The sequence below is a fragment of the Protofrankia sp. Cas3 genome (genome assembly GCF_963555955.1).
GTDB lineage: Bacteria > Actinomycetota > Actinomycetes > Frankiales > Frankiaceae > Protofrankia.
Genome location: NZ_CAUVXP010000008.1, coordinates 7,971 through 8,895, shown reverse-complemented (window position 1 = coordinate 8,895; position 925 = coordinate 7,971). Strand labels below are relative to the sequence as shown.

Below are 925 nucleotides of genomic sequence, written 5' to 3'. Positions count from 1 at the left end.
TAGACGGCCGAGGAGCGGCCGGCACCGACGCCGAGTCCGAGCGTGTCGAGCGCCGAAAAGCCGACCTGTTCCGGATCTATCGCCGGGCGCTCTTATTGGAGGGGGTTGATCCATTTCAGATTGGGAAACCTGGCGAAGTCGGTATCGTTGGAATGCATTTCGCCCTGGTGCTCGATGGCATAGGCGGCCAGTTGGACATCGGTGGTCAGATTTCCCGCGGTGCCGATCTCTCTGAGGAGCTCGAGTGCGATGCGCAGGTGTTCAGGACCTGGCACGAGAAGGTCGATGTTGGGTTGCTCGAGCCAGCCGTGCACGTATTCGACGGCGTCATTAACAGCCAGGGGTGACTGGAGTACCCGAGCATTTGTGGCAATCCGCAGGAAGCCGAACACAGCGGGCTGGGTCAGGCCGACACGGGCGGGACTGTTGATTGTTTGTTCCCACCACGCGTGCGCGCGAGGGTGTTGCGGGAAGCCGGAGATCACCGCGTAGAGCAGCAGGTTGACGTCAGGAACGATCATGAGCCGTGCGGTGCGTTGTCGAGGATCGCCTCGTCTTCCAGCTCGTCGGCCAGCCCGTTGAACCCGGATGGATCGAAGCCCGGCCGCACAGCCGACTCATGCGGCGTCAGGTGGTACGGCTCTTGCCGAGCGACGCGTAGCGCCAAGGCGCGTCGCAGTGCGTCGTTGACGATCTGCTTCATCGGGCGATGTTCGCGATGGACAGCCTCCTCGACCAGCCGAGCAACATCATCATCGAGAGTCAAGGTGGTCCGCATGTAAGGCATCATGATGTCTTCAACTTGATGCGTCAAGATGCTTCCATGCTCCTGCGAGGTTCCAGAATCCCGATTCGGAGGTAAATTGCGCTTTTATCCGCTGCGAGACCGACCATCCGATGACCGTGCGCGCCGGTCAGGCCCGGT

2 protein-coding genes are annotated in these 925 nt (G+C 61.3%); both read right to left on the bottom strand.

From position 1 onward, the window contains the following. Window positions 1–92 precede the first annotated feature (92 nt). Window positions 93–521 (bottom strand): type II toxin-antitoxin system VapC family toxin, encoded by a 429-nt coding sequence (locus U9983_RS02950; protein ID WP_322752533.1) that lies wholly within the window; start codon window positions 519–521, stop codon window positions 93–95. Beyond that, window positions 518–778 (bottom strand): hypothetical protein, encoded by a 261-nt coding sequence (locus U9983_RS02945; protein ID WP_322752532.1) that lies wholly within the window; start codon window positions 776–778, stop codon window positions 518–520. The genes U9983_RS02950 and U9983_RS02945 overlap by 4 nt, the downstream gene beginning before the upstream one ends. Window positions 779–925 lie beyond the last annotated feature (147 nt).

Coding starts and splice junctions, on each gene's coding strand:
- U9983_RS02950 (WP_322752533.1), bottom strand. CDS start 521: ATGATCGTTCCTGACGTCAACCTGCTGCTCTACGCGGTGATCTCCGGC.
- U9983_RS02945 (WP_322752532.1), bottom strand. CDS start 778: ATGCGGACCACCTTGACTCTCGATGATGATGTTGCTCGGCTGGTCGAG.